Source organism: Paraburkholderia sp. SIMBA_053 (genome assembly GCF_046534895.1).
Classification (GTDB): Bacteria; Pseudomonadota; Gammaproteobacteria; order Burkholderiales; family Burkholderiaceae; genus Paraburkholderia; species Paraburkholderia caledonica.
In genome coordinates this window covers 440,754-454,002 of sequence record NZ_JAWRXU010000002.1, presented here as the reverse complement: position 1 = coordinate 454,002, position 13,249 = coordinate 440,754, and the positions used below count along the sequence as shown (strand labels likewise).

Sequence of the window (13,249 nt, the reverse complement as noted above, 5' to 3'; positions counted from 1 at the left end):
CTTGGTAGCAGCTAGTCGGCTTTGGTCTTTTGCGTCGGTTAATGGACCGGACGTGCTCGATCTGCACGCCGGTTGTTACCGCTTACTCCCACTCGATTGTCGCCGGCGGCTTGCCCGAGATGTCATACACCACCCGGTTGATCCCGCGCACTTCATTGATGATGCGGTTCGACACATGACCGAGCAGCTCATGCGGCAGATGCGCCCAGTGCGCGGTCATGAAGTCCAGCGTCTGCACGGCGCGCAACGCGACCACGTACTCGTAAGTGCGGCCGTCGCCCATCACACCGACGCTCTTCACCGGCAGAAACACCGCGAACGCCTGGCTCGTCAGGTCGTACCAGGACTTGCCGGTTTCCTTGTCGATGAACGTGCGCAGCGTCTCGATGAAAATGGCGTCTGCGCGACGCAGCAGGTCCGCGAAATCGCGCTTCACTTCGCCGAGAATCCGCACGCCCAAACCCGGGCCCGGGAACGGATGGCGATATACCATAGCCGGCGGCAGACCGAGCTTCACGCCGAGCTCGCGCACTTCGTCCTTGAACAGTTCGCGCAGCGGTTCGAGCAGCTTCAGATTCAACGTCTCAGGCAGGCCGCCCACGTTGTGGTGGCTCTTGATAGTCTGCGTCGCCTTCTTGCCCTTGCCCGCCGATTCGATCACGTCTGGATAGATCGTGCCTTGCGCGAGCCACTTCGCGTCGGTGAGCTTGCCGGCTTCCGTCTGGAACACCTCGACGAACTCCGCGCCGATGATCTTGCGCTTCGCCTCCGGGTCGGTCACGCCTTCCAGCTTGCGCAGGAACACGTCGCTTGCGTCGACATGAATCACCTTGACGCCCAGGTGATCCGCGAACGTAGCCATGACCTGCTCGGCTTCGTTCAGGCGCAAAAGGCCATGATCGACGAATACGCAGGTGAGCTGATCGCCGATCGCGCGGTGCAGCAGCGCCGCCGCCACCGACGAATCCACGCCGCCCGACAAGCCGAGAATCACATGTTCGTTGCCGACCTGCTCGCGAATCTTCGCGACTGCTTCGTCGATATAGTGGCCCATTTCCCAGTCGGGCCGCGCGCCGCAAATCTGCAGCACGAAGCGCTCGAGCATCGCACGGCCTTGCACGGTATGCGTGACTTCCGGGTGCCATTGCAGGCCGTAGAAGCGGCGCGTCTCGTCGGCCATTGCGGCGATCGGGCACGATTCCGTCGATGCCATCAGCGCGAAGCCGGGCGGCATTTCGAGCACCTTGTCGCCGTGGCTCATCCACACCTTCAGCATGCCGTGACCTTCCGGCGTAGTGAAGTCGCTGATGCCTTCGAGCAGGCTCGTGTGATTGCGCGCGCGCACTTCGGCATAGCCGAATTCGCGCAGATGGCCGATGTCGACCTTGCCGCCCAGTTGCTCGGCCATGGCCTGCATGCCGTAGCAGATGCCGAGCACCGGCACGCCGAGTTCGAACACCGCTTGCGGCACGCGCGGCGTGTCCGTTTCGGTGACGGAGCTCGGGCCGCCGGACAGGATCACGCCCTTCGGCGCGAAGTCGCGGATGAACGAAGCATCGACGTCGTAGGGATGGATTTCCGAATACACGTTGGCTTCGCGAACGCGACGTGCAATCAGTTGGGTGACTTGCGAACCGAAGTCGAGGATCAGGATCTTGTCATGCATGGCAGCGGACGGAGTCAAAAGTGAGCGGATACGGAATGCCGCGCACGAAGCGCGGCGTTGAATTCAAAGCGGTCCACGCGGACATGCGGGCCCGCGGATGCGATGGCGAAACGCGATGATGAAGCCTGTGTGCGCCTGGTCCGCCACTGCTGCAGAGAACTGCCTGCGGCGCGCGCGTACGGATTGCGGTTGCTTCGGCGAATGCAGTGGCGCGCGGCGCGTCAGCCATGAAACGGGGGCCGGGGCGCATTGGGCGCATCGGCAGCGGCATTGCGGGCCTCGTCGCGAGCGGCAGCAGCTTGCACGCGTGCAGCGCGTTCGGATGCGCTCAGGCCGGGCTCGTCGACCGCCGGATGCAACGGCGCGGTAGATGCCGAGCCGAGCGGCCGCGTGTCCGGAGCAGCAGGCACGGCCGTCGCAGGTACAACCGTCGCAGCAGGCATGGCCGGCTCGACGAGCGGCTCCGCGCGATACCCCGGGAAGCCCGCCGTAGCAGGCACCACGGGCTCGCGCCGGCCGTCCGTGCTTGCCGTGTTGGTTGCAGTGTTGATTGCCGCTTCGTTCGCCGCCCTGTTGGCTGCGTTTTTGGCGGCGTCTTTCGCAGCCTGCCTTTCGGCACGCTCCGCGGCAGTGGCTTCAGCGAGGCGCAACTTCTCGCGCCGCCGCACCGCGCCCGACAACCGCACGCCGCCCAGACCCAGCACCAGCAAAACCACACCCGTGAGCACCGCGACGATCTGCCCGAAGCCGGTCAGCGCCGGCGTGTGCAAACCGAGCAGCCAGACCAGCATCAGCACGCCGGTCAACCAGTTCACGTGGCCCACAGCCCTTGCAACCGAAGATGTCAGCCCGCCGTCGATCGACGCATGCAACGCGAGCCACGCGAGCCCGATCAACGCAATGCCAAACGCCTGGCCGACCAGCGCCGGCTGCGTTTGCACCAGCAGCAGCGCGTTGTACAACGAAGTCCACGGCGTCAGCAGGAACAACAGGCCGAACGCGAGCAGCAACAACGCGTCGACGATCAGTACAGCGCGCAGCAATGGCTTCATTGGCGTTTAGTCCACGTGGTAGTTGGGCGCTTCCTTGGTGATTTGCACGTCGTGCACATGCGACTCGCGCAAGCCCGCGCCCGTGATCTGCACGAACTCGGCCTTGTCGTTCATCTCGGCAATCGTGCGGCAACCGCAGTAGCCCATGCTGGCACGCACGCCGCCGATCAGCTGGAACAGGATCGCGTTGACCGAGCCCTTGTAGGCGACACGGCCTTCGATACCTTCCGGCACGAGCTTGTCGATGTTTGCCGAGTTGTCCTGGAAGTAGCGGTCCGCCGCGCCGTCCTTCATCGCGCCGACCGAACCCATGCCACGGTAGGACTTGTACTGGCGGCCCTGATACAGGAACACGTCGCCCGGTGCTTCTTCGGTGCCCGCGAACATGCTGCCCATCATCACGGCATTTGCGCCCGCTGCAAGCGCCTTGCTGACGTCGCCCGAAAAACGCACGCCGCCGTCTGCGATAACCGGCACGCCGGTGCCCTTCAGCGCTTCAGATACGTTCGAGATCGCGGTGACTTGCGGCACCCCGACGCCCGCGACGATTCGCGTCGTGCAGATCGAGCCCGGGCCGATACCGACCTTCACGCCGTCTGCGCCGTATTCGACGAGCGCCTTGGCCGCCGCCGCGGTGGCGATGTTGCCGCCGATCACCTCGACGTGCGGGAAGTTCTGCTTGACCCAGCGCACGCGCTCGAGCACGCCCTTGCTGTGACCGTGCGCGGTGTCGACGACGATCACGTCTACGCCCGCCTGAACCAGCAGTTCGACGCGCTCTTCATTGTCCGCGCCGACGCCGACCGCCGCGCCCGCGCGCAGCTTGCCGTGTTCGTCTTTACAGGCGTCCGGGTGCTCGGTCTGCTTGGTGATGTCTTTCACCGTCATCAGGCCGCGCAGTTCGAATGCGTCGTTGATGACGAGCACGCGCTCCAGCCGGTGGCTGTGCATCAGCGCCTTGGCCTCGGCGAGCGAGGTGCCTTCCTTGACGGTCACGAGCCGTTCACGCGGCGTCATGATGTTGCGCACCGGCTCGTCCAGACGCTCTTCGAAGCGCAGGTCGCGATTGGTGACGATGCCGATCAGCTGCGCGCCTTCCACAACCGGGAAACCGGAGATGCCATGCTGTTGCGACAGTGCAATGACGTCGCGCACCTTCATTTGCGGCGGCACCGTGATCGGATCGCGGACGACGCCCGACTCGAAACGCTTGACCTTGGCCACTTCACGGGCCTGCTCGGCCGCCGTGAGGTTCTTGTGGATGATGCCGACGCCGCCCATTTGCGCCATGGCGATAGCGAGGCGGGCTTCGGTGACCGTGTCCATAGCGGCGGACACGAGCGGCATATTCAGGGAAATATTGCGGGTCAGCCGGGTCTTGAGGCTGGTGTCGCGCGGCAGAACATCGGAGAAGGCCGGGACGAGGAGCACGTCATCGAACGTGAGTGCTGTTTGGATCAGACGCATGGCAAATCCTATAGGCGCAAAAGCGAATTATACGCGATACCTCCCCGCTTTTCACTGCGCGAACAGCAGCTTAGCGAATTTCGGGTGCTTTTTTTCGTGGCTTCGCGTCCGCTATTTCGCTTCGTCTTTCGCCTCGGGTTCGATCGCGTTTCGTTTGCTCGCCTCGAATGCAGAATCAAACAAGACGCGCGCGGCGCCCAACGGCTAATCTGCGGCCCATCCCGGTTTTCTTGCAGGAGCAGTCGATGCAGCGCGGTGTCGCATATGGAGTGATAGCTGGAGCCTTGTGGGGCATGGTTTTTCTGGTCCCGCGGGTGCTGCCGGACTTTTCACCGCTTCTGCTGTCCGCCGGCCGGTACACCATGTACGGCGTCGTCTCGCTGGCAGCGGCGCTGCCAATGGCGCGCTCGCTCCTCAAACGCCTGACTCGCGAGGACCTGGTCGCGCTCGTCAAGCTCGCGCTGGCCGGCAATCTGCTGTATTACCTGCTGCTGACGGCCGCTGTGCATCTGGTCGGCATTGCGCCGGCGTCGCTGATCGTCGGCGTGCTGCCCGTCACGGTGACGCTGATGGGCCGCGGCGACCACGGCGCGGTGCCGCTTTCCCGCTTGGGCTGGCCGCTCGCGATGGTGATGGCCGGCATCGCCTGCATCAATATCGACGTCTTCACGGTCGCCGAAGGCACGCCGGTCAGCGTTCTCACCAAAATGCTCGGCCTCGCCTGCGCGGTCGGCGCGCTCGGCTGCTGGACGTGGTTCGCAGTCGAAAACGCTCGCTACCTTCAGCGGCAGACGCGTTTCACCGGCAACGAGTGGTCCGTGTTGTGGGGCGTGGTGACGGGCATGCTCGGCGCCGCGCTCTGGCTCGCGGCCGCCGCGCTGCCGCCGGGCGGCCCGCAAGGCGAACTGGCGTCAGGCCGCTGGCACAGCTTCTGGATGCTCAACCTCGGTCTCGCGATTGGCGCGTCGTGGCTCGGCAACGGGCTGTGGAACGCGGCGTCGAAGCGGCTGCCCCTCACGCTTTCCGGCCAGTTGATCGTCTTCGAAACGCTGTTCGCGCTGCTCTACGCGTTCATTTACGACGAACGGCTGCCCCGGCCGCTGGAGATCGCGGCAATCCTGTTACTGGTGGCGGGTGTGTGCTGGTCGGTGCGTCAACATGCGGATGACGATTCCGGGGGCGCCACGCCTATCGGGAAAAAGGCGCACGGTTCGGCACCTTGAAGTGGGCGATGCGCCTGTGAGCCGGCGCCTACCGCGAATCCTTGTTCTGCCAGCGGCGGCCTTCAATGGAGCCCGCCTTCCGGGTTTTTTCGACGCGGCGTTGGCGAGAAACCTTCGGGTCCACCAGCAGCGGCCGGTAGATCTCGACGCGGTCGTGATCGGCCAGCGCCGTATCGAGTGGCTTGAGCTTGCCGAACACACCGACCTTCTGCGTGCGCAGATCGATCTGAGGATAACGCTGCAAAACGCCGCTAGCCTCGATCGCCTGCATGAGTGTGGCGCCCGCGGGCAGTTCGACGTCGATCAGCGCCTGCTCGGTGGCGAGCGCATAACAGACCTGAACGGACAGACGTTCGCTCATGCCTTGCCGTAGCGCTGATCGGCGCGCTTCACGAACGATTCGACGAAAGTATTGGCGATGTGATTGAACACCGGCCCAATGATCTTCTCGAGAATGATGTTGGTGAACTCGTAGTGCAGCGCGAATTCGATCTTGCAGGCGTCCGCGCGCAACGGCGTGAAGCGCCAGAAACCGGTGAATTTGCGAAACGGGCCGTCAGCGAACTCCATGTCGATACGTGTGGGCCGCTCCATGCTGTTGCGCGTGGCAAAGTGCTGCTTGATACCCTTGAAGTTGATGTCGATCTTCGCCTCCATGCTGGTGTCGTCCCGGTGGCGGACCTCCACTCCTCCGCACCAGGGCAGGAAGTTGGGGTAATCGGCGACGTCGGTGACGAGGTCGAACATCTGTTCCGCCGAATGGCGGATCAACACGGTTTTCTGGACATCTGCCATAAATTGAACAGCGCGCGGCGAGGGTGGACAAGCGCGGCGGGCTTTCCTTGCCCCGCTTTGCTAAAATCGTGATTTTAAACGAGTTGGGCACTTTCCATTCATGAGCATTATCGACAACAGAAAAGCCTTCTACGACTATTCGGTCGAAGAACGCTACGAAGCAGGGCTCGTGCTCGAAGGATGGGAGGTCAAGGCCTTGCGCGCCGGCCGTGGTCAGATCAAGGAAGGTTACGTCGTAATCCGTAACAACGAACTGTTCCTGATCGGCACGCATATCAGCCCGCTGCCCGAGGCCTCGACCCACATCACGCCCGATCCGGTCCGCACACGCAAACTTCTCTTGCATAGCGAGGAAATCAGCAAACTGATCGGCAAGGTCGAGCAGCGCGGCTATACGCTCGTGCCGTTGAACTTCCATTACAAGGGCGGCCGCGTCAAATGCGAAATCGGTCTCGCCAAGGGCAAGAAGCAGCACGACAAACGCGAAACCGAGAAAAAGCGCGATTGGGAGCGCGAAAAGGCGCGTCTGATGCGCTCGCCGGGCTGAGCTCTTGCACGGTCTGCGTCGTTCGCTTTACGCGACGCGAAAGAACTATCGCGCGGATATGCCGCACCTTGCCCCCGAGGCCGCCGCATCTTTTTTCACCTGATCTAACAAAAATGGCCCGCACTGATGCGGGCCATTGTTTTTTGCTGAGCCAATATCGGAAGGCGCTCACGGCCGACTCGCCCGCGCCTCGCCCGGATTGGTCAGCGCGCGTCCGCCACACCCTTGCCTTTGTTCACGATGGCGAGCGCCGACGCGATCATCGAACTCATGTCCGACAGATTGCCCGGCACGATCAGCGTGGTGCCCTGCTTTGCCAGATTGCCGAACGCGTTCACGTATTGCTCGGCGACCTTCAGATTCACCGCCTCCATGCCGCCGTTCGACTGAATCGCAGCGGCAATCTTCTGGATAGCCTGCGAATTTGCGTCCGCAACGGCAAGAATCGCCGCGGCCTGACCTTGCGCCTGGTTGATCGCCGCCTGCCGCTCGCCTTCCGATTTCTGGATCGCCGCTTCGCGGCCGCCCGACGCGATATTGATCTGCTCCTGCTTGCGCCCTTCCGACGCCGCGATCAACGCGCGCTTCTCACGCTCCGCGGTGATCTGCGCCTGCATCGCGTGAAGAATTTCCTTTGGCGGCGTCAGATCTTTAATCTCGTAGCGTAAGACCTTGACGCCCCAGTTCGCCGCAGCTTCGTCGAGCGCGGAAACAATGCTGTGATTGATGAAATCGCGCTCTTCGAAAGTCTTGTCGAGTTCGAGCTTGCCGATCACAGAGCGCAGCGTGGTCTGCGATAACTGCGTGATCGCAAACACGAAGTTGCTCGACCCGTATGACGCCTTCATTGGATCCGTGACCTGGAAGTACAGCACGCCATCGACCTGCAACTGCGTATTGTCGCGCGTGATACAGACCTGGCTCGGCACTTCGAGCGGGATCTCCTTGAGAATGTGCTTGTAAGCGATCCGGTCGACGAAAGGAAACACGAAGCTCAAACCCGGCGTCAACGTGCTGTGATAGCGGCCAAGGCGCTCGAGCACCCACGCGTGCTGCTGCGGCACGATCTTGATGGTCTGCGCCGCCAGCACGATCACGATGACCAGGAACACCGCCCCGATGATGGTCGAATCCATATCTGCACTCCAGAACCGTTAGTTGGTTTAATTAATTGCTGCGAGCCTACCGGTCAATATCAAAGATGCGCCGCATTGGACCGTGCGTGCTGCGCCGCGGCCACCACGAGGCAACTGCCGCGCAACTCTTTGATCTCGTAAATGCGCGCATCGTCCGGCTCTCCGGGCGCGAGTTCGACGTCCCATTCCGCACCGCGATAACTCACTCGCGCACGACGCTCGTGCCATGCCGGCACGCTCACCGTCTGACCGATGTCGAGATTGACGTCCGGATTCCTGGACGCCTCCTTGCGCGTTCTGCGGCCGAAACGCGAACGCCTCAGCACGAGCACCGCGGCGAGCGCGACGATCGCCGCGACCGCGAACTGCATGTCTGCTGCAGCGCCCGCGATATGCGCAATGGCTGCAGCGACGCAACCGAGCGCGATCATCAGCAAATAGAAAGTGCCGCTGAGCAACTCCAGCACGACCAGCACACCGGCCCCGACCCACCAGAACAGTCCACCTGGCGCCACTTCGACCTCCACAAAGCAAAACACCCCGGATCTACCGGGGTGTTTATAGCACGAAGCGGATGCGGATTACCGGCATCGAACGTGCGGTTGAGCCTGCCTTTGATGCGCGTTCGATGTGCCTCTGATATCCCACGCCTTTCGTCATGCGTGCCGCTTACGACGCGGCACGCGCAACGCTTACTTCGTCGACGTCTTTGCCAGCTGTTGCCAGGTCTCGATGATCGTGTCCGGGTTCAGCGAGATCGACTTGATGCCTTCGTCCGTCAGCCATTGAGCAAAGTCCGGATGATCCGAAGGACCCTGACCGCAGATACCGACATACTTGTCGAGGCGCAGGCACGTTTCGATCGCGCGCTTGAGCATGAACTTGACCGCCGGGTCGCGTTCGTCGAAATCGACGGCCAGCAACTCCATACCGGAGTCGCGGTCGAGGCCGAGCGTGAGTTGCGTCAGGTCGTTCGAGCCAATCGAGAAACCGTCGAAGAACTGGAGGAATTCCTCCGCCAGAATCGCGTTCGACGGCACTTCGCACATCATGATGAGACGCAGGCCGTTCTCGCCGCGCTTCAGGCCGAACTTTTCGAGCAGCCCGACCACGCGCTCGGCCTGCTTGAGCGTACGCACGAACGGCACCATGATCTCGACGTTGTCGAGGCCCATCTCTTCGCGCACCTTCTTCAGCGCGACGCATTCCATCTGGAACGCTTCGGCGAAGTCTTCAGCGATGTAGCGCGACGCGCCGCGGAAGCCCAGCATCGGGTTTTCTTCGTCCGGCTCGTAACGCGAACCGCCAATCAGCTTCTTGTACTCGTTCGACTTGAAGTCCGACAGACGCACGATCACGGGCTTCGGATAGAACGCTGCAGCGATCGTCGCGATACCTTCGGTCAGCTTGTCGACGTAGAACGCGCGCGGCGAGGCGTGACCGCGAGCGACGCTTTCCACGGCCTTCTTCAGGTCCTGATCGATGTTCGGATATTCGAGAATCGCCTTCGGATGAACGCCGATGTTGTTGTTGATGATGAACTCGAGCCGCGCGAGACCCACGCCGGCATTCGGCAGTTGCGAGAAGTCGAAAGCCAGTTGCGGGTTGCCGACGTTCATCATGATCTTCACCGGAATCGGCGGCAGGTCGCCGCGCTGCACTTCGGTGATTTCGGTTTCGAGCAGGCCGTCGTAGATCTTGCCTTCGTCGCCCTCAGCACACGAGACGGTGACGAGCGAGCCCTCTTTCAGCACGTCGGTCGCGTCGCCGCAGCCCACCACGGCCGGCACGCCCAGTTCGCGCGCGATGATCGCCGCGTGGCAGGTGCGCCCGCCCCGGTTCGTAACGATCGCGGATGCGCGCTTCATCACCGGCTCCCAGTTCGGGTCGGTCATGTCGGCGACCAGCACGTCGCCCGGCTGCACACGGTCCATTTCCGACGGATCGTGAATCACGCGCACCGGACCCGCGCCGATCTTCTGGCCGATCGCCCGGCCGGTGGCCAGCACGTTCGATTGTCCCTTCAGCTTGAAGCGCTGCTCCGCCTTGCCGGTCGCCTGGCTCTTCACCGTTTCGGGACGTGCCTGCAGGATAAAGATCTTGCCGTCGCGGCCGTCTTTGCCCCACTCGATGTCCATCGGACGCTCGTAGTGTTTTTCGATGATGACCGCGTACTTCGCGAGTTCGATCACGTCTTCGTCAGTAATCGAGAAGCGGTTGCGCTGTTCGTGCGGCACGTCGACAGTCTTCACGCGGCCTTCTTCGCCGGCCTTCGTGAATTCCATCTTGATCAGCTTGGAGCCGATCGAACGGCGGATGATCGGATACTTGCCTTGCGCCAGCGTGGTCTTGTAGACGTAGAACTCGTCCGGATTCACCGCGCCTTGCACGACGGTTTCGCCCAGACCATAGCTCGACGTGATGAAGACCGCGTCTTTGAAGCCGGACTCGGTATCGAGCGTGAACATCACGCCGGCCGCGCCGACGTCCGAGCGCACCATGCGCTGCACACCAGCCGACAACGCGACTTCAGCGTGCGTGAAGCCCTTGTGTACGCGATAGGAAATAGCGCGGTCGTTATACAGCGACGCGAACACGTGCTTCATGCGATCGAGCACTTCCTCGATGCCGACCACGTTGAGATAGCTTTCCTGCTGACCCGCGAACGATGCGTCCGGCAAGTCTTCCGCCGTTGCCGACGAACGCACGGCAAAGGAAAGCTCTTCAGGCGAGCTGTTTTGCAAGGTCTCGAAACCTGCGCGGATGTCAGCCTCGAGTTGCGGCTGCAACGGCGCTTCGACGATCCATTGACGGATCTCCTTGCCCGCTTCGGCGAGCGCCTTCACGTCGTCGACGTCGAGCGTCTCCAGACGTTTGGCGATGCGTTCGGTCAGGTTGTTGTGATGCAGGAAGTCGCGGAAAGCCAGCGCCGTCGTGGCGAAACCGGTCGGCACGCGCACGCCTGCTTCAGCGAGCTGACTGATCATCTCGCCTAGCGACGCGTTCTTGCCGCCGACAATCTCCACATCGGTCATCCGCAACTGCTCGAACGGAACTACATATGCCCTATCCTTTGCGACGGTAACTGCGTTAATCATACAAGCCCCTAAGTGTGAAAGAAATTCACGGCTGTGCAAGTGGGCTCGAACGCGAGACGCCCATTGGGAGCGTGACCTCGCGTCTTGCACAACCTGTTGGAGAAGCAATCGCTTACGGAGCTTCCGGCGCTTGCGTACCACGCCGATGCAACGCGCTTGTGCAATGCATCACGCCGGCAACGCCAACGAAGCCAACGAAGCCAACCAGGGCGACGAAGAGCGCGAATGCCCGGATTTAGCGATCGATGCGCCGCGTTCCGTGGCGTTTGACGTCCGATAGCGGAGCGTTGAACGACCGTTCGCGGCGAGTTAGGCGCCAATCGCCTGCAATTGCTTATCCAACAGGTTGCCGCTATTCTACCGTGCCGACTCTCGAAATGTGACTGTCGGACGAGAATTGCGCCTCCAACCGCGCCCGGACCGCCTGCGCGGCTCTTTCAATCTTTTCCGAAGAGTCTGCAGGTGCTTCCCGGCGCAGTAGCGGTGCCCACGGCGCGTTGTTTGACGCCGCTGCTTTGCGGTCAGCCACCGCGCAGCGAAATCAACGCAGCGATGTTCCATTCGAGCGCTTTTTGCCGCTCACGTTCCCTGCCCCACTGATGCCGCCCACCGTATTCATCGTCTCCGACGGTACCGGGATCACTGCCGAAACCTTCGCGCATTCGATCCTCTCCCAGTTCGACCAGAAATTCCGCCTGGTTCGCGTGCCTTTCGTCGACTCGACGGAAAAGGCCTACGCCACGCTCGAAAAGATCAACGAAGCGATCCAGCAGGACGGCCGCCGTCCGATCGTGTTCACGACGCTCGTGGACAGCGCCTCGAATCAGATCGTCAAGGGCTCGAATGCGCTCGTGCTGGACATGTTCCAGACCTTCGTCGAGCCGCTGGAACAGGAACTGGAACTGAAGTCGAGCCACGCGATGGGGCGCGGTCACCAGAACGCGGACACCGAGGAATACAAGAACCGGATCGAGGCGATCAACTTCTCGCTTGCGCACGACGACGGCCAGTCGAACCGCAATCTCGCCGATGCGGACGTGATACTGGTTGGCGTGTCGCGCAGCGGAAAAACGCCGACGAGCCTGTATCTGGCCATGCAGTACGGCGTCAAAGCGGCCAACTATCCGCTGATTCCGGAAGATTTCGAGCGAGGCAAACTGCCTACGCCGTTATTGGCGCATCGGCAGAAAATGTTTGGGTTGTCGATCGATCCTCAGCGGTTATCGGAGATCCGTAACGAGCGCCGGCCGGGCAGCAAGTACGCCGCACCGGAGAACTGCCGTTACGAGATCAACGAAGCCGAAACGATGATGCGTCGCGAAGGGATCAAGTGGTTGTCGTCGACGCACAAGTCGATCGAAGAGATTGCGACCACGATCCTGCAGGAGATCAAGCTGGATCGTCCGTCTTATTGAGCGGGGAAACGTGCAGACGAACGCGCGTCGCTGAGCATGTTTGCGGCGCGCTGTTGTCTGCATTGCTCGAAGACGCATACAGCGGCCGCGGCCGCGACATTGAGCGACTCCATGCCGCCCGGCTGGGGAATCGTCACCCGCAATGAGACGGCCTCACGCCAGATTTGCGATACGCCGGCCCCCTCGTTGCCGAACACCCACGCAAGTTGTCCGCTCAGGTCACAGTCGTAGATCGCCGCCGCGCCGTGCGAGTCGGTGATCACGACAGGCACCGCGAGGCGATCGATCAACGTCTGCGCTTCGACGTCTTCGTAGATCCGCAGCAGGAAGTGTGCGCCCATGCCGGAGCGCAACACCTTGGATGACCACGCGTAGGCGGTGCCCGGCGAGCAGAACACATGCTGGATACCCGCCGCGGCTGCGCTGCGCAAGATCGAGCCGACGTTGCCTGCGTCCTGCACGCCGTCGAGCACGACGCATGTCTGCGCGACCTTCTCCGGCAGCGGCATGGCCAGCTTTTCCACGAGCAGCAGAATCCCGACGCCGTGCACGACATTCGACAGCTGTCCGAAAAGCGCATCCGGCAACGTGACGATGCGATGTTCGTCGATGCGCGAAACGATCGCCTGAGCTTCGTCGTGACGCAGTGCGCCGTCGGTGACGACGCACATTTCCGGCTGCCCGGCTACATCGAGATAAGCGCTCGCGAGATGGAAACCTTCCAGCAGCGCATGGCCGCTGCGGCGCTGTTGATGCGTCGAACCGGCGAGCGCCTTCAGGCGTTTATAGAGCGGATTGTCCCGCGAGGTGATGGCTTTCACAGGCAGCGAAGACGGTGAGGTAAGGAAAA

12 protein-coding genes are annotated in these 13,249 nt (G+C 62.2%); 3 read left to right on the top strand and 9 right to left on the bottom strand.

What is annotated here, in order from left to right:
• Positions 1-82: 82 nt before the first annotated feature.
• The 3 genes from guaA to guaB all read right to left on the bottom strand — a co-directional run bounded on the left by guaA (position 83) and on the right by guaB (position 4,185).
• Positions 83-1,666: a glutamine-hydrolyzing GMP synthase gene (guaA, locus tag SB753_RS08570; RefSeq protein ID WP_027775308.1), complete on the bottom strand. Its 1,584-nt coding sequence runs from the start codon at positions 1,664-1,666 to the stop codon at positions 83-85.
• A gap of 221 nt (positions 1,667-1,887) precedes the next feature.
• Positions 1,888-2,718, bottom strand: coding sequence for a hypothetical protein (locus SB753_RS08565; protein WP_410799956.1), 831 nt, complete (start codon positions 2,716-2,718; stop codon positions 1,888-1,890).
• Between the two features lie 6 nt (positions 2,719-2,724).
• Positions 2,725-4,185 (bottom strand): IMP dehydrogenase, encoded by a 1,461-nt coding sequence (guaB, locus tag SB753_RS08560; protein ID WP_020065652.1) that lies wholly within the window; start codon positions 4,183-4,185, stop codon positions 2,725-2,727.
• Positions 4,186-4,430: 245 nt separating this feature from the next.
• Between guaB and SB753_RS08555 the strand changes: the two genes are divergently transcribed.
• Positions 4,431-5,408, top strand: a complete 978-nt coding sequence (locus SB753_RS08555; RefSeq protein WP_410799955.1) for a DMT family transporter — start codon at positions 4,431-4,433, stop codon at positions 5,406-5,408.
• A gap of 28 nt (positions 5,409-5,436) precedes the next feature.
• On the opposite strand, the gene SB753_RS08550 is transcribed toward SB753_RS08555, so the two are convergent.
• Together SB753_RS08550 and SB753_RS08545 are read right to left on the bottom strand one after the other, a co-directional pair.
• Positions 5,437-5,769, bottom strand: coding sequence for an RnfH family protein (locus SB753_RS08550; protein WP_310355594.1), 333 nt, complete (start codon positions 5,767-5,769; stop codon positions 5,437-5,439).
• Complete coding sequence (locus tag SB753_RS08545) at positions 5,766-6,203, bottom strand: type II toxin-antitoxin system RatA family toxin (protein ID WP_006048694.1); 438 nt, start codon at positions 6,201-6,203, stop codon at positions 5,766-5,768. Before SB753_RS08545 ends, SB753_RS08550 begins: the two co-directional genes overlap by 4 nt.
• 100 nt (positions 6,204-6,303) lie before the next feature.
• Between SB753_RS08545 and smpB the strand changes: the two genes are divergently transcribed.
• Entirely contained in the window at positions 6,304-6,750 is a 447-nt protein-coding gene (smpB, locus tag SB753_RS08540; RefSeq protein WP_020065648.1) for an SsrA-binding protein SmpB, read from the top strand.
• A gap of 203 nt (positions 6,751-6,953) precedes the next feature.
• On the opposite strand, the gene SB753_RS08535 is transcribed toward smpB, so the two are convergent.
• The 3 genes from SB753_RS08535 to ppsA all read right to left on the bottom strand — a co-directional run bounded on the left by SB753_RS08535 (position 6,954) and on the right by ppsA (position 10,984).
• Positions 6,954-7,886, bottom strand: a complete 933-nt coding sequence (locus SB753_RS08535) for an SPFH domain-containing protein (protein WP_020065647.1) — start codon at positions 7,884-7,886, stop codon at positions 6,954-6,956.
• A 59-nt stretch (positions 7,887-7,945) separates the two neighbouring features.
• Positions 7,946-8,401, bottom strand: a complete 456-nt coding sequence (locus SB753_RS08530) for an NfeD family protein (protein ID WP_087752215.1) — start codon at positions 8,399-8,401, stop codon at positions 7,946-7,948.
• 177 nt (positions 8,402-8,578) lie between these two features.
• A complete protein-coding gene (gene ppsA, locus SB753_RS08525; protein WP_410799954.1) occupies positions 8,579-10,984 on the bottom strand; it encodes a phosphoenolpyruvate synthase in 2,406 nt (801 codons plus the stop codon).
• Positions 10,985-11,583: 599 nt separating this feature from the next.
• Here ppsA and SB753_RS08520 point away from each other — a divergent pair.
• A complete protein-coding gene (locus SB753_RS08520; RefSeq protein ID WP_020065643.1) occupies positions 11,584-12,399 on the top strand; it encodes a pyruvate, water dikinase regulatory protein in 816 nt (271 codons plus the stop codon).
• Here the strand turns inward: SB753_RS08520 and SB753_RS08515 are convergent.
• On the bottom strand, positions 12,393-13,220 hold the full coding sequence (locus tag SB753_RS08515) for a TrmH family RNA methyltransferase (RefSeq protein ID WP_087752217.1): 828 nt from the start codon (positions 13,218-13,220) through the stop codon (positions 12,393-12,395). The two genes, SB753_RS08520 and SB753_RS08515, sit on opposite strands and share 7 nt — an antisense overlap.
• Positions 13,221-13,249: the final 29 nt, after the last annotated feature.

Coding starts and splice junctions, on each gene's coding strand:
- SB753_RS08555 (WP_410799955.1), top strand. CDS start 4,431: ATGCAGCGCGGTGTCGCATATGGAGTGATAGCTGGAGCCTTGTGGGGC.
- SB753_RS08550 (WP_310355594.1), bottom strand. CDS start 5,769: ATGAGCGAACGTCTGTCCGTTCAGGTCTGTTATGCGCTCGCCACCGAG.
- ppsA (WP_410799954.1), bottom strand. CDS start 10,984: ATGATTAACGCAGTTACCGTCGCAAAGGATAGGGCATATGTAGTTCCG.
- SB753_RS08520 (WP_020065643.1), top strand. CDS start 11,584: ATGCCGCCCACCGTATTCATCGTCTCCGACGGTACCGGGATCACTGCC.
- guaB (WP_020065652.1), bottom strand. CDS start 4,185: ATGCGTCTGATCCAAACAGCACTCACGTTCGATGACGTGCTCCTCGTC.
- guaA (WP_027775308.1), bottom strand. CDS start 1,666: ATGCATGACAAGATCCTGATCCTCGACTTCGGTTCGCAAGTCACCCAA.
- SB753_RS08565 (WP_410799956.1), bottom strand. CDS start 2,718: ATGAAGCCATTGCTGCGCGCTGTACTGATCGTCGACGCGTTGTTGCTG.
- smpB (WP_020065648.1), top strand. CDS start 6,304: ATGAGCATTATCGACAACAGAAAAGCCTTCTACGACTATTCGGTCGAA.
- SB753_RS08535 (WP_020065647.1), bottom strand. CDS start 7,886: ATGGATTCGACCATCATCGGGGCGGTGTTCCTGGTCATCGTGATCGTG.
- SB753_RS08545 (WP_006048694.1), bottom strand. CDS start 6,203: ATGGCAGATGTCCAGAAAACCGTGTTGATCCGCCATTCGGCGGAACAG.